15 protein-coding genes are annotated in these 17,296 nt (G+C 69.8%); 6 read left to right on the top strand and 9 right to left on the bottom strand.

From position 1 onward, the window contains the following. The first annotated feature begins 27 nt into the window (after positions 1-27). Positions 28-951, top strand: coding sequence for an alpha/beta fold hydrolase (locus KB201_RS05115; protein WP_068971172.1), 924 nt, complete (start codon positions 28-30; stop codon positions 949-951). Positions 952-1,169: 218 nt separating this feature from the next. Here the strand turns inward: KB201_RS05115 and KB201_RS05110 are convergent, their stop codons facing one another. The 4 genes from KB201_RS05110 to KB201_RS05095 form a co-directional block, all read right to left on the bottom strand. Continuing rightward, complete coding sequence (locus KB201_RS05110) at positions 1,170-2,078, bottom strand: copper resistance D family protein (RefSeq protein ID WP_211538523.1); 909 nt, start codon at positions 2,076-2,078, stop codon at positions 1,170-1,172. Positions 2,079-2,084: 6 nt separating this feature from the next. Further along, on the bottom strand, positions 2,085-2,633 hold the full coding sequence (locus KB201_RS05105) for a copper resistance CopC family protein (protein ID WP_211538522.1): 549 nt from the start codon (positions 2,631-2,633) through the stop codon (positions 2,085-2,087). Beyond that, entirely contained in the window at positions 2,626-3,357 is a 732-nt protein-coding gene (locus KB201_RS05100) for a YcnI family protein (protein ID WP_159370236.1), read from the bottom strand. The genes KB201_RS05105 and KB201_RS05100 overlap by 8 nt, the downstream gene beginning before the upstream one ends. Positions 3,358-3,443: 86 nt before the next feature. Next, the gene (locus tag KB201_RS05095) at positions 3,444-3,959 is read right to left on the bottom strand and encodes a YtxH domain-containing protein (protein ID WP_068971175.1); all 516 of its coding nucleotides are present in this window, start codon (positions 3,957-3,959) and stop codon (positions 3,444-3,446) included. Positions 3,960-4,029: 70 nt separating this feature from the next. On the opposite strand from KB201_RS05095, the gene KB201_RS05090 reads away from it, so the two are divergent. The 3 genes from KB201_RS05090 to KB201_RS05080 all read left to right on the top strand — a co-directional run bounded on the left by KB201_RS05090 (position 4,030) and on the right by KB201_RS05080 (position 8,037). After that, positions 4,030-4,881, top strand: coding sequence for a GNAT family N-acetyltransferase (locus KB201_RS05090; protein ID WP_065631021.1), 852 nt, complete (start codon positions 4,030-4,032; stop codon positions 4,879-4,881). Then, positions 4,878-6,077, top strand: coding sequence for an alkaline phosphatase family protein (locus KB201_RS05085; protein ID WP_211538521.1), 1,200 nt, complete (start codon positions 4,878-4,880; stop codon positions 6,075-6,077). The genes KB201_RS05090 and KB201_RS05085 overlap by 4 nt, the downstream gene beginning before the upstream one ends. Positions 6,078-6,777: 700 nt before the next feature. Next, positions 6,778-8,037 carry an HNH endonuclease signature motif containing protein gene (locus KB201_RS05080; protein ID WP_211538520.1) on the top strand — a complete coding sequence of 420 codons (1,260 nt, stop codon included), beginning with the start codon at positions 6,778-6,780 and terminating at the stop codon, positions 8,035-8,037. 717 nt (positions 8,038-8,754) lie between these two features. On the opposite strand, the gene KB201_RS05075 is transcribed toward KB201_RS05080, so the two are convergent. Together KB201_RS05075 and KB201_RS05070 are read right to left on the bottom strand one after the other, a co-directional pair. Next, on the bottom strand, positions 8,755-9,885 hold the full coding sequence (locus KB201_RS05075; protein ID WP_211538519.1) for a DNA polymerase IV: 1,131 nt from the start codon (positions 9,883-9,885) through the stop codon (positions 8,755-8,757). A gap of 41 nt (positions 9,886-9,926) precedes the next feature. Continuing rightward, positions 9,927-10,631 (bottom strand): hypothetical protein, encoded by a 705-nt coding sequence (locus KB201_RS05070; RefSeq protein ID WP_211538518.1) that lies wholly within the window; start codon positions 10,629-10,631, stop codon positions 9,927-9,929. A gap of 305 nt (positions 10,632-10,936) precedes the next feature. Between KB201_RS05070 and KB201_RS05065 the strand changes: the two genes are divergently transcribed. Next, the gene (locus KB201_RS05065; protein WP_211538517.1) at positions 10,937-11,605 is read left to right on the top strand and encodes a hypothetical protein; all 669 of its coding nucleotides are present in this window, start codon (positions 10,937-10,939) and stop codon (positions 11,603-11,605) included. A 27-nt stretch (positions 11,606-11,632) separates the two neighbouring features. Here the strand turns inward: KB201_RS05065 and KB201_RS05060 are convergent, their stop codons facing one another. From KB201_RS05060 to KB201_RS05050, 3 genes are read right to left on the bottom strand one after another with little or no spacing between them, the layout of a single operon-like run. Continuing rightward, on the bottom strand, positions 11,633-13,387 hold the full coding sequence (locus KB201_RS05060) for an Hsp70 family protein (RefSeq protein ID WP_211538516.1): 1,755 nt from the start codon (positions 13,385-13,387) through the stop codon (positions 11,633-11,635). 45 nt (positions 13,388-13,432) lie between these two features. Next, complete coding sequence (locus KB201_RS05055) at positions 13,433-15,286, bottom strand: dynamin family protein (protein WP_211538566.1); 1,854 nt, start codon at positions 15,284-15,286, stop codon at positions 13,433-13,435. Between the two features lie 48 nt (positions 15,287-15,334). Continuing rightward, positions 15,335-16,717, bottom strand: coding sequence for a GTPase (locus KB201_RS05050; RefSeq protein WP_249145103.1), 1,383 nt, complete (start codon positions 16,715-16,717; stop codon positions 15,335-15,337). 159 nt (positions 16,718-16,876) lie between these two features. On the opposite strand from KB201_RS05050, the gene KB201_RS05045 reads away from it, so the two are divergent. Further along, the gene (locus KB201_RS05045; protein WP_211538514.1) at positions 16,877-17,236 is read left to right on the top strand and encodes a hypothetical protein; all 360 of its coding nucleotides are present in this window, start codon (positions 16,877-16,879) and stop codon (positions 17,234-17,236) included. Positions 17,237-17,296: the final 60 nt, after the last annotated feature.

Here is a 17,296-nt window from a genome sequence, read left to right as displayed (position 1 = left end):
ACCAACGGTACGTGAGATGCTGATCACATGATCGACATCGCCCGTCCGAAAATCGAGGGGTCGATCGCCGTCGCCGACGGTGATCGTCGGATCGGATTCGCCGAGTACGGATCGGCCACCGGACGGGCAATCGTCTGGTTACACGGCACCCCCGGCGCGCGGCGCCAGATCCCCGTCGAAGCTCGTGCGTACGCGCTCGAACGCGGAATCCGCCTCATCGGACTCGATCGGCCGGGCGTGGGGTCGTCGAGCCCGCATCGGTACGACAACGTCGCTGCCTTCGCACCCGACCTCGCCGAGGTCCTCGAGGCCCTGGGCATCGACGACTTCGCGATCATCGGGCTGTCGGGCGGCGGGCCGTACGCACTCGGGGTCGCCCATGCCATGCCCGACCGGGTGACGGCGGCGGGCATCCTCGGCGGTGTCGCGCCGACGGTCGGACCCGACCGCATCGAGGGCGGGGCCATGCGACTCGGCACGCTGCTCGCACCGCTCGTCAGCGTGGCCGGCGCGCCGATCGGCCAGGTGCTCAGCGTCGCCCTCGGCTTCGCCCGGCCGATCGCCGAACCCGCGATCTCGATCTACGGTCGACTGTCCCCGCAGGCGGACCGAGAACTGTTGGCGCGCCCCGAGTTCCGGGCCATGTTCCTCGACGACCTGCTCCACGGCGGAAGCCGGCGCATGAACGCGCCATTCGCCGACGTCGTCGTCTTCGCGCGGGACTGGGGCTTCCGCGTCGGAGACGTCACGGTGCCCGTGCGCTGGTGGCACGGCGACGCCGACCACATCATCCCGTACGCCCACGGCGAGCACATGGTGTCGCTGCTCCCCGACGCGAAGCTGTTCGAGATGCCCGGCGAGAGTCACCTCAGCACACTGCACATGGCGACCGACATCATCGACGAACTCCTCGCGCTGTGGGACCAATCGCGACCGCCGATGGGCGAGTGATCCGCGGGTAGCGCAGGGTCGATTTACCCCCCGCTGGTCGAGGAGCGTCGAACGAGCGCAGCGAGGACGCCGCGCCCGTCGAGACCACCTGGTGACCCGCGGCAAGTGGCTTCGACACGGCGCCTCGCTGCGCTCGGAGCCGGCTCAACCAGCGGGTAAGGGGGACTTCGACAAGCTCAGCCGGCGGAAGGGATGGCTCAGCCGGCGGAAGGAATGGCTCAGCCGGCGGGGAGCGGCGCGGTCGCCGACAGCCCGGCCGCCAGGCCCAGCGCCACGGCCATGATCGCCAGTTCGACGACGGCCGCGCGCACGGAGGCGGACTCGCTGCTGCGATGGCGCTGCACGGCCGGTAGCCACCGCCGGCGGTGCCAGACCGCGAGACCCACGAGGACCGCGAGCACCGCGGCCTTGGCGAGCAGGATTCGGCCGTAACCGCTGCTCAGCAGGTTCGCCGGACCGTCGACCTCGACCAGGCCGGAGATCAGGCCGGTCACCGTGAGGACCCCGACCGCCCAGGGCGCGCGGCCGGAGAAGACCGGCAGACTGCGCGCCCACCCCGACCGGCCGCGCACCGAGAGCAGCATCGCCGCCAACAGTCCGCACCACCAGGCCGCGGCCAGCGCGTGGGCACCGATGAGGAACGGCCCCCACGAGTCGTTGCCGGCGTGCCCGGCGATCGAGGTGGCCAGCACCCCGATCGCCGCGAGCGCCCCGACCACGAGCACAGGGATCTCGATCCCCGTCAGCAGGTCCAGCACCACCCACGCGAGGATCAGGACCCCGGCCACCAGCGCCACCATCTCGGGCGCACCCGAGAACAGCACGTCGCCGAAGTCGCCGGCCTTGACGTCGAGCACCTCGACACCCGCCCGATCGGCCGTCCGCACCCATGCGCTGACCAGCACGGCCAACACCCACACCCCGGCCAGCAGGCCGATCACCCGGGTCGAGGGCTCGGCGTCGACCGTCGGCAGTGCCCCCAGACCGAGCAGCGTCACGGAGACACCGAGCGCGAGGGTCGTGGGCACGGCGACCAGATCCGGACCGTCGGGACGGGCGAGCAACCAGCTCACCACGAGACCGCCGGCCAGGGTCATCGCGAGGATCAACCCGTTGCGGACGGTCATCTGGTGTCAGCGCCGCGTGGAGGGTCGCCGGCTCAGCCAGAACACAACGCCGAGTCCGACGATCAGGACGACGGCGGCGCCGGCGATGAACCACCACACCGGGATTCCCTCGTCCGACGACGCATCGACCGCTTCGATCGCCGGGCCGGGTTCACCGTTGCCGGCGACCGCGAGCTCGAACGTGCGCTGTCCGCTGATGACGTGCCCGTCGGCCGAGGTCACCCGGTAGTTGACGACGTACTCACCGGCCGGGCCGAGTTCGCGCACCCCGACACGCAAATTGGGGCCGTCGACCGTCGGGTCGCCGTTCTGCCAGTAGTGGTCGTCGGGTCCGACGACGTTGAGCACCGCATATGACGACTGGATCGGCTCGTTGAAGGTCAGCGTCACCGTCTGCGGACCGGTCTGCAGCGTCGCCCCCTCCGCGGGGTCGGAGGAGACCAGCCGCGAGTGCGCCGACGCCGGGGCGGCCGCCCACGATCCGACGAGCCCGAGACACAGCAGCGTCGCGAGGACCAGGACGACGCGTCGAGCCGGCGCGCGACGGTCAGGCATCGCCGCCGCCACGACCATTGCGGCGCAGGGCTGTCAGCGCCGCGACGCCGATGACCGCGCCGAGGGTGCCGACCACCAGGCCGATCCCGCCGAGCCAGCGCGCGGCGGAGTCCTCGGACGATGCCGACGACTCGGAGGTGTCCGAAGCGTCGGCGGTGCCCGTCGTCGAGGCGGCGTGCGAGCCGCCGTGATGCCCGTCGCCCGTGGCCGGGGGCAGGGTCAGCGTCGGTGCGGGCAGCTCCGGCTCGGAGCCGTCGTCGGGGGTCGGCTGACTCCAGTCGGCGGTCTCACCGTCGGCGTAGGTCTGCAGCGCGGGGAGTTCGACGGTCTCCTGCTCGGGGAACGGTCCGCCGGAGAACCGGAACTGGCCGAACTGCCCGACCGGCACCCCCGGTGACCCCGGGTCGGCGGTCCAGGTGATCTCGGTGACCTTGTCGTCCTTCTTGGTGACGACGGACTTCCAGCCGGGCATCACCTCCGGGCGGGCCGAGGTCAGCCCGGGCAGCGTCACCCGCAGCGCGGTCGTGGCGGCGGCGTCGGACTCGTTGGGGACGACGAAGGTGACGACGCCGTACCCGCCCTGGGTGACCGTCGGCGCGTTGGCGGTGACGTGCGCCGACGCGGCACCCGCACCCGCGAAGGAGGCGAGGCCGACGAGGGCGACGGCGGTGGCGGGCGCGGTGATGCGGCGGGCGATCGTCGCCCGCGGGGAACTGAGCTTCATGGGGTGTGTCTTTCGATGGTGTCGGGACCGGTCCTCGTGGACGCGTGCATCGACCCCACACCGTTCTGGTCTGGGGCCCGGGCGCGTCAGGAGGCAGCCGGTGGTCCGCGAACGCCGGTGCCGCACAACGCGGGTGCGGCCGGAACACAAGGCGGCGTCCAGAACACCGGAGCGGCCGGATGCGCCGCGAGGGCGACCGGCGGCACCAGCGATCGGATCACCGAGCCGATCGACGCCAGGAGATGGGCACCGGCGACGATTCCGACCGCACTGAGCGGGATCGCCACCATGTGAGTGAGGAGCATCGGCAGCGTCGACGCGTCGTGGGCTGCGTGCCCCGCGTCGAGCCCGAGAGCCCAGTGACTCGCCGCCTGGGCAGCGGACAGGACCAGCGTGGTCGACGCCGCCGCCGTCGTGAGCCGGCCCCGACGCGGCGCGAGCAGCATCGCCGCGACCACGCCGATCGCGGCGCTCAGCAGGACGCCCGACGAACTCGGCATCGCCCCGCTCGCCGCACCGTGCGCGGCGACCGCGACCGCGGGAACCACACCGGCCGCGGCGACGCGCGCGAACGCGTCGGACGGTCGGCCGGTGTGGGACATGGGGCTCATCCTAGATCGGGCTGGTCGAACCACGACCACGGTGTCGCCGGGCGATGACAGAATCGACCCCATGTCGGATGCAACCCTCGGTGTGGAGGTTCGTGAACTGTCGTCGCCCGACGAGCTCGAGGACCTCCTGCGGATCTTCGACGACGTGTGGCGGCCCGATCCGACGAACCGGCCCGTGGGGACCGACATGCTGCGGGCGCTCAGTCACGCCGGCAACTACGTGGCCGGCGCCTTCATCGGCGACCACCTCGCGGGCGGAAGCGTGGCGTTCTTCGGCGCACCGGTCGGCGAGACCCTGCACAGCCACATCACCGGGGTCACCCGCCGCGGCCGCGGCCATCAGGTGGGTCATGCGCTGAAGATGCACCAGCGTCGCTGGGCGTTGGAGCGCGGACTGTCGACGATCACCTGGACCTTCGATCCCCTCGTCGCCCGGAACGCCTACTTCAACCTCGCGAAGCTCGGTGCGACGCCCGTGCACTACTACGAGGATTTCTACGGCGAACTCGGTGACGAGCTGGGCGGCGACGCCGACTCCGACCGGGTGTTGGTGGCGTGGGACCTGAAGTCCGCCGCGCCGTCGGCGCCGGACGGGTCGTCGAGGTCGGAGGGATCGGTGGAGTCGGTGGACGAGGCGCTCGCCGGTGGCGCCGTGTCGGTCATCGACGTCGACCGGCCATCCCATCCCGTCGCGCACCACGAGCGCATCACCCCGGATGCCGGCGCCGTTGTCGAGGTTCCGCGTGACGTCGAGTCGATGCGGGTCAGCGCGCCACTCGACGCCGCGCGGTGGCGGATTGCGCTGCGAGATGCGTTGTCGCCATTGCTCGTCGAGGGAGACGCGCGTCGGTCGGTCCGGTTCCTGCGGTCGGGACACTATGTGTTCGGACCGGCCGGTTCGGGCGCGCGGTGACTGAAGTGGCGGGTCCGCTGGAGCTGGCCCCGGCAGACTGGCACGGCTATCCGCACACGCTCGCCGACGTGTTGCCGGCGGTGGCGGGTGCACTCGGGGTTCCGTCCGAGGGTGCGGGACCCGTTGTCCCGCCGAGTGAGTCGGTGGTTCTGCTGCTCATCGACGGCTTGGGCGCGACCCTGCTGGACGACTATGCCGAGCATGCCCCGACGCTCAGGGAACTGACCTCGACGACGCTGCGTGCCGGGTTTCCGGCGACCACCGCGACCAGCATCCTGAGCCTGACGGGCGGCACGTCGTGCGGAGTGCACGGGATCATCGGGTACAGCTTCCGCCCGGGTGACGAATGCCGAACGCGCGGGTCACGACGAGTGCTCAACTCGCTGCGCTGGACCCTCGACGACGCCTCCGGACCGTCGGCGTTGATGACGTATCCCCCGGCCCTCGTCCGCACCGAGCGAGGGAGTCTCGAAGAACTTGCCGCAAAGGGTGTCCGGGTCACCTATGTGATGCCCGGCGAGTTCCGCGGAACCGGCCTGACGATGGCGGCCTTCCGCGCGTCGGGACAGTTCCTGCCCGCCGTGACGCCCGACGGCATCCGCGACGCCGTGCTGACCACCCTGCGGCGTCGGAGTCGGCATCGGCGTTTCGTGTATGCCTACTACAGCGAACTCGACATGGCGGGCCACATCCACGGCCCGGGGTCGGCGGAGTGGCTGGAGAAGCTGCACATCGTCGACCGGTTGGTTGCCGACCTCGCCTCCGAACTGGGCAATGGCGCAACCCTTCTCGTCACCGGTGACCACGGGATGATCACCGCCGACCGGGCGATCGACATCGACACCGCCCCCGCCCTGCTCGACGGCGTCGACGCGGTGGCCGGCGAGGCGCGGGTCCGACACGTCTACGCGACACCGGGATCGGCCGATGACGTGCTGAGCGGCTGGGCGTCGTATCTCGGCGACGCCGCGCACGTGGTCTCGCGCGAGCAGACCATCGACGAAGAGTGGTTCGGACCGATCGTCAGTGACGCTGTGGCACAACGCATCGGCGACGTCGTCGCGGTGGCCCGCGGCGCCACCACCCTCACCCGCAGCAAGCGCGAGACGATGGAGTCGATGATGCTCGGCCACCACGGCGCCTGGACCACCGCCGAGCAACTCGTTCCGCTCATCGTGGCCCAACCTGCTCCCTGATCCGAAAGAACGACCTGCCCCCGCTCCTCAGCTCAGGGAGCGCCCGGAGCTTGCGGACGGCGCGGCCAACCACCGCTCCCTGAGGAGCGCCCGGAGCTTGCGGACGGCGCGGCCAACCACCGCTCCCTGAGGAGCGCCCGGAGCTTGCGGAGGGCGCGTCACGAAGGGTCTTCGCAACCCGACTGACCAGGACCCTTCGTGACGGCCTCCGCAAGCTCCGGCCTCCTCAGGGAGCAGAGGTAAGGCTCGCCCCGAGCACAACGAATTCTTACGAAGTCCACGACGGCCGCCAGGCCGCAGATACTGAGGAGCCCGCCCGTAGAAGACGGTTGACGACCCAGCGCGCCACCCTGCGGAGACGACTCTGAAAGTTCGTCCCCCTCAGCATGATCGAAGGGCATATCGCCCTTCGAACGCACTCAGGTGGAGGAGTTTTCGGCTACACTCTCGCGCGCGCCCGAAGTCGACTGTCAAGCGCGAGATTTTGTGATCGGCGGCCCCTGCTCAACGGGAACCAGCTCAAACACCTCAAACTCAGTCGGTCGAAGGCGCGCCAGAACTAGAGAGCTGTGCGACTGAAGTACACCACTGTTGACGATCTGCGCACAGTCAACGCGAATAGGCGCTCATTAGACGACAATTGCTGCACAGTAGATGAATTCGAGCTTCTGGCCTGTGGAGAAACCTCGAAATCGAACGCATGTTCCGGTACCTTGGAGTCATGCCAGAGCTCACCACGCTCCTCGATCAACTCATCGACACCAGCCCGCCCGCCGACGACCCAACAGGCAGAGAAACACTCGACGCCCTCGACACGTGGCGCCTGATCCGCAACCTTGCCGATCATCAGATCGTCACGCACGCAGCGCAACTCGACGGCATCGGCGTCGCACAGAAAGCCGGCAGCACCACCAAGAAGCTGCTGATCGAGTCAGGCCACGCCCCGGCGGCCGCTCTTCGCACCATGCGCAGTGTCGACGCCCTGCCCACTCTGCCGGCCACAGCGCGGCATGCCGCCGACGGGCGGCTGTCCAGCGAGGTCGTCGACGCCATCGTCCGAGGCATGCACCAGATCGACAAGCGTTGTGGTGAGGCGCTTTCCGACGGTGACCGATCCCAATACGAAAGCGACCTCATCGCACAAGCGTTGTCCGGCGCGACCCCGACACAGGTCCTAGAACACGCCCGCGCGATCGCCAACGACCTCGCCGACGACTCCGACACCGGCCTTCCCGCGGCCGACGACCCATCGCTGAACGCGGTCACCGCCCACACCACCGACGACGGCCGCGTCGAAATCCGTGCCGACCTCACCCAGATCGTGGGAGAGAAGTTCCTGACGATGATCGACGAACGGTCCTGCCCACGGCCCGAACCCGACGGCACCGAAGATCGTCGCACCGCTGAACAACGCCGTGCCGATGCGTTCGAGTTGATCCTCGACCAAGCCGCGATCGGCGCCACCCTCGACACCGTCGGAAGCCCACGCACGCAACTGATGCTGACCATCCCCGCGACCGGAGACCTCGCAACGCTGCCGTGGACCGGGTCGGTCAGCCGGGCCACCGCGAAACAGATGTCGTGCGACGGATCGCTGACCGAGATCATCCTGGACAGTGAGGGCGTACCACTGCAGATGGGTCACACCCACCGGTTGTACCCGGCACACCTCCGCAAAGCGATCATCGTCCGCGACGCCTGCTGCATCAAATGTGGTGCACCACCGTCACATACCCAGGTGCACCACATCAAGTCGTGGGCCGACGGCGGACCCACCGACCTCGACAACGGCTGCCTGCTCTGCCAACGCTGCCACACACAGGTCCACCACCACGGCTGGGACATCGTCATCGGTTACGACCGGCACCCCTGGCTCGTCCCACCCGCCAGTATCGACCCGCAGCGCCGACCACTACCCGCCTACAACCGACGCACCATGCGACTCGACGACGCCGCCTGACCACACCTTCGCGCAGCACCTTCCGCACCCGGGCCACACCCGGGACCGCATCCGTCCCTTGACAACTCCACAGTGAACACCCCAGTCGGCTCCGTACCCGGTCAAATATCGTGGGCCAGGCACGGCCCGCAGGGGGCCGCGAAACCTGGAAGCGAGCTTGCGGGCCGCCCCGCCCCGCTCCCTGGGTCGCGAGCCGCGAGCGTCCCTTCTGCTCCCTGATCCGAAAGGACTGCAAAAACCCTGCTCCATGATGTGCGAGGAGTGCCAGCGACGGCGACGCATCTCACCAGGCCCCTTCATGACGGCCTCCGCAAGCTCCGGCCTCCTCGGGGAGCAGTAGTCGGCCGCGCCCTCCGGAGTGTGGAAAGCGACCCGCTGGGTCGAGCAGAGCAACTATGAGCAGACGTCGGGCCGGCGACCGGCAGACCTCAACTTGACCGGCAGACTTCGATCGAGGTCTAGGAGTCGAGTTGATGTCTGTCGGTCACGAATCGGGGCGGGTACGCGAGACAGTCCCGCCACTTGCGAGCGTCACGAAGGTTCTTGGTGAGTCGGGTTGCGAAGACCCTTCGTGACGCGCCCTCCGCAAGCTCCGGGCGCTCCTCAGGGAGCAGGGGCAGGTCGTTTCTTTGGACTAAGGAGCGGTGGCTAAGCACGCCCATCGGGCTCGGGAGCAGGGGCTGGCGCTTCTTTCTGATCAGGGAGCGGAGGGGCATTTCAGGTTGCGGCGCCTTCCTCGTCGGTCACCAGGTCGAGGCGTACGCCCAAGAGGCGGACCGGGCGGTCGATGTCGAACCTGGTGAGCAGGTCGGCGACCACCGACTCGAGTTCGGGGAAGTCGAGGCTGGGCGCGGGGAGCTTCCTCGACTTGGTGCGGGTGTAGAACGTCGTGGTGCGGACGGTCACCGCGACCCGGAACGGCAGGCGTTCCTCGCCGACCACCTGATCGAGCAACTCGCGCAGGAGGTCCGCGGCGGCGGCGCGCATCTCGGTGGCGTCGCTGAGGTCGGTCGCGAACGTGCGGGACTTGGAATGCGAACGCGCCAGCCAGGGTTCGGCGGTGATCGTCGAATCACCGCCGCCGCGGCAGAGGACATACAGCCAATTGCCCTGGTGCGGACCGAAGGTGGCGATCAAGTCGTCGCGCGGAGCGGCGATCAGCTCGGTAACCGTATTGATCCCAGCGGCGGCGAGCTTCGCCGACGTCTTCGGCCCGACGCTCCACAGGTCGCGGGTGGGTCGGTCCCCCATCAGTTCCAGCCAGTTGCGGTCGTCGAGCACGAACACGCGCGGCGCGTCGACACCGCTTCGCGCGCCGCCGGGCGGACGCTTGGCGAATCCGGTGGCCATCTTCGCGCGCTGCTTGTTGTCGCTGATCCCGACGCAGCTCGTGAGCCCGCACCGGTCGAGGATCTCCGAACGGATCCGTTCGGCCAGGTCGACGATGGCCGCGTCGTCGAAGGGGTCGACCTCCGCCCCGCGCGCGCTCACCCCCAGGTACGCCTCGTCCCAGCCCCAGACCTCGACCGGGTGACCGGTGGCCCGCAGGACGTCCATGACCTCGGCGGACGCCGCGTCGTAGGCGCCCATGTCGAGCGGCAGATACACCGCGTCGGGCAGCTTGCGGTGAGCCGCCCGCAACGGCATCCCCGCACGGACACCCACGTCGCGCGCCTCATACGACGCGCAGGTGACCACTTTGCGCGCCTCGGTCGGATCGCCGTTGCCGCCGACGATCACCGGCACCCCGACCAGTTCGGGGGCCCGCAGCCGCTCGACCGCCACCTGGAACTGGTCGAGATCGACGTGCAGGAGCCACCGATAGCGTTGCGAAACCGACGTGGTCACGACGCCCAGAGTAATCGCCGCGCGCCCGGTGGCCGATCAGATCAGCCGGCGATACAGATGTCGACCTCGCCCAGACCCATCGACCGGCACGAGGTGCGCAACGAGTGCGGGTTGTACCGCAGCACGGAGAGGGAACGGTCGGTCACGCCGCCGGCGTCGGCGAACGCGGTACTCGCAGCGGTGATGTGAGCGGCCAGCTCCGCACGGGTGGCCGGGTCGGACATCGCCACGGCGTGGGTCAGCACCTTCTCCAGGAGGGCGCGATCCCGATGCAGCGGCGGGGGCATGAGATTGAGTGCGGGCGAAGCGGTCCCACAGTTCGTCGGGTCGGTCAGCGCGTGCGCCGCCGCGAGCAGGTACGCGACGGCGACCAGCGCCGGACGCCGACCATCGGGGTCGGCGTCGCGGTACGACCGCACCACCTTCGACGGCTCGACGTCCGTGGCGATCGGATCACCATCGGGACCACCGAGACCCAGGGCGGCCAGCGCCTCGTCGTGCGGCGACGAGACCTGTTCGGCAGCAACGGCTTCGGTTCGCATCAGCCGAAGCCGCGCGATGATCGCCCGGTGCCGGTGCACGGCCGCGTCGACCTCACGCATCAGGTCCGGCGTCACCCCGAAGTCCGCGGCACTCTCGGCGAGCGCCGCGTACCCGGTCAGGACGATCGACTCTTCGATGTCGATCGCCTCGCCGATCGCCGACGACGTGAGAAACGTGCGCGCACCGCGTCTCGATGCGCCCACAGACAAAACGCTGGTCACCGTCAACCCCTCCACTCAGACCACGACCATCGACGACCTGTCGAACCATGACGATCGTGGACACCGACGAGGAGCGAGATCGGAGCCCCTCGAGTCGACCCCCTACGCCCCGGCACCCCCACACGATGTCGGCCATCGGCGCAGTGCGAGGATACGCTGAGCACGGATCGTTTGTGAGTCGAATGACTGAACACGCCGGTGCTGCGCCCGTTTCGGGACCAAAGGCCCTGTCCCGGCGGGCCACCGGCAACGACCATGTAAGGGGCGACAGGCATCAGGAGGGGGACATGCTGCGATTCCTCGCCCGCGAACTCCACTGCTGGCGTGTGATGCACGCATCGTCGAATGGCCTGGTCCGCCGCGCCGACCGCCTGGAAACCGCGACACTCGTGATGTTGTGGATCGCAGCACTCGCCGGGCTCATGGTCGCCCTGACCGTCGGGGGCAACACCTATGCGGCGCACAAGGCGACGATCGAGCACCAGGAACCCCGGCATTCGGTCAGCGCCACCATCATTCGCACGTCCGTCGAGGGCGCCGGGGAACCACGCATCGGCGCACCGAGTGCCGGCGTCCCGGGCGTCGGTGTTCCGAGCGCCGACGTGCCGAGCGTCGACGTGCCGAACGACAGCGGCCAGAACACCACCGACCACACCACCGTGGCGTGGCGGGACCCGAACGGTCACCGACTCACGGCGACCGTCGGGGCCGAGCCGCTCGACGCCGTCGGCCGAGTCCGGACCGTCTGGCTCGACGACACCGGTGCGGTGGTGGGCCCGCCCGTGACCACGACCGACGCCGTGATGGAGGGCTTGATCGCCGGTGCCGGGGTGGTGATGCTCGTCGTGCTCGTCTGGTGGGGCTCGACCGTGCTCGTGCGCCTGGTCGCCGATCGGCACCGGTCACGAGAGTGGGACGCCGCCTGGCGTCAGTTCGACATCGACAGCCATCCCTGACCGGCGACCTGCGCGTCGGCGTGCGGGTCAGCCGCTGACGACCGCCCAGATGACGAACGCCACCCAGGCCACGGCGCCCAGGATGTTGATGACGAGCGCCGTCGTGGTGAGGGCATCGCGACGGCCACCGGCACGCGTGATGCCCACGACCGTGAGTACCAGGCCGACGATCGTGCCCAGGCACAGCGGAAACCCGAGAATTCCCACGATGAGTCCCGCCAGCCCGAACGCATTCACCTTCCCCGATTCCGGAATCGGTTGCGCCGAGCCGGGTTGCGAGATGTGGGCAGGTGGAGCGACGGGCTGCGGGACGACGGGTTGCATCACGGGCCGCGCCGCTGCCACTGATGTGCCGGCAGGCATCCGGTGCAGCCGCGGCCACTGGTCCGGCCGCAGGTCCACCGGTCCGACGGCCGCGAACACCGCACCCGGTTGGACGGCGGCGCCCGACCGCAGGTCGAGGCCGTGCACCGTGCCCGCGACCGGTGCGTCGATCGTCACCCGCCCAGCCGGGGAATCGACGGTCGCCAGCGGTTCCCCCGCGCGTACGGGCTGGCCGCTGCGCACCGAGACGGCGGCGATCACCGAACCGCCGGGCAACGCGGGGAACGCGATTCGACGACCCGATGCGTCGACCGCCGGGCCCACGGTCCGCCGCGGATCGGTCTCGCGCCCGGCGTCGAAGCTGTTGGCCTCGGTCCCCGGGACGACGTTGGTCGAGCGGAGAAGCCCACCCTGCGCGACGACGACCTTCGGGTCGCCGATCCGGGCGACCCGGCCTACCGACGACAGCGCGGACTGCAACATCGGGATGCTGCTGGTCCCGCCGGTGACGTAGACGATGACCGGCCCGCCCGGACCGGTACCCGCGGCGTCGGCCCGCGCGATCGCGTCCCGGGTCAGCTCGACGGCCCGCTCCACGAACGGTCCGATCATCGCCTCGAACTCGCGTCGCGTCAGCAGCAGCGTGTGCCGGGTGCCGGGGAGTTCGATGACGGCCTGCGCGGTGTCGGACAGCGCTTCCTTCGCCGTCCGCACCCGATCGGCCAAGGCGATCGCGGCGGCCGGGGATCGGAGCCGGCTCGGGAGGTCGGGGTCGAGTTCGGCGGCCTCGTCGTGCACCCAACGGATCATCCGGGCGTCGAGGTCCCGGCCGCCGAGGTGGTTGTCGCCGCCCGACCCGGTGACGGTGAACCCCTCGGCGCCGTCGCGGACGAGGACCGCCACGTCGCACGTGCCGGCGCCGAAGTCGAAGACACACATCCGTTCGCCACCACTGACGTCATGTCCGCGGTACACGTAGTACCAAGCGGCAGCGAGTGATTCGGAGGCGACACGCAGTGCGTCGGCGGGGATGCCGGCCCGCTGCGCCGCGCGCCGGAGGACGTTCTTGCGTCGCTCGCTCCAGCGGTCCGGATGGGTCAGCACGATCGAGTCGAACATCGGCAGTCCGCTGTGGCGCAACGCGGACTGATGCACGTGCCGCAGCACTGCGGCGATCAGATCCTCGACCGGCCAGAACCGGTCGCCGAGTTCGATCTCGCCGTCGTCGATACGCGACTTCGGGGTGTCCTCGAAGGCGTCGGGTGCCTGCAACCTCCGCTGCACCGCGTCGTGACCCACCACGACGGTCGCGTCAGCCGCGAACACCGCCGACGGCATCGCGGGTCCACCCGGGCCGAGCGGCACGATGACCGGCTCGCCGAACCCGACCCGGTACGCGGCCGCGGTGTTGCTGGTGCCGAAGTCGATACACAGTCGCCGCCTGCTCTCCTGCGCCACGTGGCCACCTCCTCAGGTGCAGATCGTTACACATGACAGCGGGTTTCATCCGGCGGGCGCTCGAAGTACCCGGGCGATCGACTTGCGCACGTTGTCGACCGCGATGATCTGGTTGCGGAGATCCTGGGCGATCTTCTCCCGCTCGGCCGCCGACTTCTTGGCATCGGCAGCGGCGTCGTTCAGGATCTTCGTCGACTCCGCGAGGAGCCGCTCGAGCAGTTCGTCGTAGGCGATCTGCAGGTCACCGCTGGCCTGCGCCTTGATCGACTGCAGCTGCGACCGGACGTCGGCCTTCATGTCGGCGACCGCCTTCGTCAACCACTTGCGGTGATTCTCCTTGCCGACCTTCGACGCCCGGAACCCGACGACGACGCCCGCCCACACCGGTACCGCCACCACGTTGACCACCGGGATGATCGCCAGCGGGCCGCCGGCGGCGACGATGGAGAGCAGGATCGGGTCGACCATGTTCTTCCACGGCGAGATCTTCTCCTGCTCACGGAGCTTGAGCTCGCCCGCGCTGCCGGCGATCTGCCCGACCAGCTCGTCGGAGATGGCGGCATCGGCGAACAGCGCGTCGGCGATCCGCTCGATCCCGGCCACGAACGAGGCGCTCACCTCGCGCGCGGCGGCCTCGAGGTCGACGGTCATCTGCGCGATCAGCTCCTGGCCCGCCCGGTGCGGTTCGTAGAAGCGCAACTTGTCGATACGCGTGGACCACTGGCCCAGCAGTTTGTCGAAGCGGTCGCGCATGAGGTCGTCGGTCTGCAGCGACGCCGCGGTGATGTCCTGCGTGAGTCGCGCCCGCCATTCCCGACGCCGATCCTTGAGGCGCTGGAGCCGGTCGCGTTCGGCTTCGATGTCGGCTCGGTCGGCGGGAGTCGCGGTGGCGGCCTTCATCTCCAGGACCAGACGCGTGCGGACGTCGTCGAGCCCGGCGAACGTCAGCTGTAGCGCGTTGCGCACCGGCGACGCGGCCCCGTCGCGGACCAGCGGTGTCAGGGCGTCGACGAGTTCGGGAACTCCCGACGCCGCGAGGGCCCGTTCACGACGGTCCGGATCGGGGATCGCCGCGGCCTGGGCGGCGATGCGGTTGGACACACCGATGATCGGGATGTGCGCGAAGCGAGGTGCGTTGGCGCCGATCAGCTTTCGGTTCTCGGCCACGATCGTCCGCCACTGCCGCATCACGAGGTCGGTCTTGGTGACCACCAGCACCACCGAGGCGACCTCCTCGCTGACACTGCGCAGGAAGTCGAGTTCGGGTGCGCTGAGCGGTGCGGTCGCGTCGCACACCATCACCAGTACCGACGCGCCGCGCGCCGCGCTGACCGCGGCCTCGACGTGTTCGGGGACCAGCGACCCGACACCCGGTGTGTCGACGACGGTGACGCCGGGCAGCACCGTGGCGTCGACCCCCACCCGCGCCGAGACCGGGGGCACGAGAACGGAATCGACGGGCGTGCCGGGCGCGAGACGTTCCGCCGGCACCCCGGCCGCGCGGCGCCCGCCGACGGTCACCCAGTCGGACAGTTCGGTCGCCGGGATGCGGTGGGCGGCACCGGGGAACTCGACGAGCGCGGTGCCGGCGGGCAGGTCGTCGGTTGCAGGGGTGAACCGGACGTACACCGAGGTGGTGATCTCGGCGTCGACGGGCGCGAGGTCGCCGACCCCGAGAAGCGTGTTGACCAGTGAGCTCTTGCCCCGGCTGACCTCGCCGATGACGACCACGGTCCCCTGCGGTGCCGGTCGGTCGCGGACGCGGGCCGCGCGGTCGGCGATGGCGTCCTCGCCGTGCTTGCGCAATGCGTCGATCGCCGACCGCAGGACCGCCTCCGGCGTCGGCGTCGCACTCTTCGCCGGGGCCTTCTCGAGTCCCTTGGTCCCAGCCCCGGACATGGCGGCGGGTTCGCTGGAAGTCACTGTCTGCTCTCCTTCACCGTCACCTCAGTTGACCCACAGTCCGCGCCGGACGAGTTGATAGGTCTGCTCGAGCACCAGCAACGCCTCCCGTTCGGCAGACGTCGCCGCGAAGGCGCGCCGCGACCGGCAGTCGGTGGCCCGCAGCCGCGCGGCGTCCGCTATCGCCGGTGGTGCGGCATTCGGCGGCAACGACAACAGCACGCGCACATCGCGACTCGCGACGACGACGTTGAGCTCGCCGACCAGTTCGCTGTCGGGCTGCCACCGGGCGAGGGCCTCGAGCGCGGCGATCTCGCGGAGCCGGTGCAGCGCCGGGGACGTCTCGGCCTCGTCGATCGCCTCCAGGAAGACGTCGCGTCGCGGACTGCGGTAGGCCGATTCGCGCAGCGCGGCCAGCACCGTGCGTGCCTTGAGGATGTCGCCGACGGCCAGGAATCGCCGGCCGATGGCCAGCCGCAACTCGTCGATACCCGAAACCCGGTGCAGCCATTCGCTGTACGCCCGTGCACCCTGCCGCGCGATCTCGCCCCCGGCATCCATCGCATAGGTGCCCACGAGTTGCTCGAGCCGGCCCAGTTCGTCGACGTCGATCCCCGGGGGCGCGGGCATCCCGCCGTCGAGGATGGTCAACAGCTCCCAGGACTCGAGCTGTCCGCGGCGCGAGATCTGGGCGGTCTCACGTTCGGTGACCCCGCAGACGCCCGCCTCGGCCATCAGCCCGGACACGGCGACCACGGCGCCCGCGATCGCCGGGAAGCGTCGCCAGACCCGGCGAGCGATCTCCTGCGCCTTGAGCATCGGGTTGTCGGCGGCGATGAGGTCGGCCTGGGAGATCACCAGGATGGTGTTCTGCGCCGACGCACCGGCGTCGGCGAGGAAGGCGACCTCGTCAGCCTTCGGTCCCGCGGCGTCGTCGAGCAGGAAGAGGACGACGTCCGGCCGGGCCAGCCTGCTCTGGCCACCGAACACCCGCCGGGTCGCGATCTCGGCGGTGTCGGTGAATCCCGAAAGGCCGGGGGTGTCGATGACGCGGAAGCGCTCGCGCAACAACCGGGACGGGGTGTGGACGATCGCATGGTCGATCTCCTCCGGTGGCCGGCCGATGTCGCCGCGCATGGGTCCGGGAAGTTCGGTGACCGTGCCGTCGAGTCCGATGACCTCGACCCGCTGCGGGTTACCCTCGACGTAGAGGGCGGCGACGCGGGTGCACTCGGCGCGGTCGGTCGGGGCGACACGGTCCCCGACGAGGGCGTTGAGCAGCGTCGACTTGCCGGAGCTGACGCGTCCGACGAGCGCGACGGTCAGCGGTTCGGCGAGTCGGGCCCGCAGGGCGGGAATCGTCGCCGGGTCCGGCGCCAGCGGGCCCACCTCGTCGAGCAACTGCTCCACGCGACCACGCACGGTCATGCGCTGCTCCACGAGATCTGACCTCCCGAGACTTCTTCCGATCCGGCGGGAACATTCCGGGCTCGGCGACACTCCTAGGTACGTGCCGAGAATTGTCCATCACTCCTCGGCGCCCGGCAGTCGACCGGATGACAGAGACACCTGCGGAGGCGAACGACCATGACCGACGACCTTGACGATGACAGCGGCTCCGGGGAGAGCGGCTTCGACGACTGGCTGCGCGACACCGACCCGCCGGGCGAGCTGAGCGTGCCCGAGGGCGCGTGGGAGACCGCCGTCGGAACCGCGTTCGACCCGTCGTATGAACTCGACACCGACTTGACCGCCGCACCCGGGCCGGATCCGGCGGACGAGGAGTTCGACGGCGAAATGTCTGCGGAATCCGACCTCGCGGGTGACGATCCGATCGGTGGCGACTTCGGGGACGACTTCGAAGGCAGCTCCGACGACGTCTTCGGCGACGACGAGGATTCCGTCGTCGACCCGGTGGCGGACGGGACGTTCGATGACGACTTCTGAGCTGCGCGGCACCGAAAGTCGCGATGTGCTGCCATGGTCGGGGCACGGCCCTACGATGAG

Source organism: Gordonia sp. SCSIO 19800, from assembly GCF_018132775.1.
Lineage (GTDB): Bacteria > Actinomycetota > Actinomycetes > Mycobacteriales > Mycobacteriaceae > Gordonia > Gordonia hongkongensis.
This window is presented reverse-complemented; position numbering and strand designations above follow the sequence as displayed.